General features: G+C 66.9%; 1 pseudogene. It reads right to left on the bottom strand.

Features of this window, described 5'->3' with window-relative positions:
• Positions 1 to 305: pseudogene (locus tag NE591_RS14035) on the bottom strand (peptidase S1); the annotation flags it as partial.

Raw genomic sequence — 305 nt, 5'->3', positions numbered from 1 at the left:
CGCATGAGCACCGAGTTGCGCATGGTGCCGTAGGACTCGCCATACAGGTACAAGGGCGCGTTCCAGCGCTCGTGGGTGGTGAGCCACTGGGCGATGCCGCACATGAAGGCGTCCGCGTCGCCGTCGACGCCCCACACCTTCTTGGGGTCGTAGCCCTCGGCCACCTTGGAGTAGCCGGTGCCCATGGCGTCCAGATACACCAGATCGGTCGTGGGCAGAAGCGAGAAGGGATTGTCCTCAGGCGCCGTCGGACAGGGCAGCTGCTTGATGGAGCTGATGGGCACGCGGCGCGGGCCCAAGCCGCC

Origin of the sequence: Adlercreutzia sp. DFI.6.23 (genome assembly GCF_024462535.1) — a bacterium.
Taxonomy (GTDB): Bacteria; Actinomycetota; Coriobacteriia; order Coriobacteriales; family Eggerthellaceae; genus Adlercreutzia; species Adlercreutzia rubneri.
This window is presented reverse-complemented; position numbering and strand designations above follow the sequence as displayed.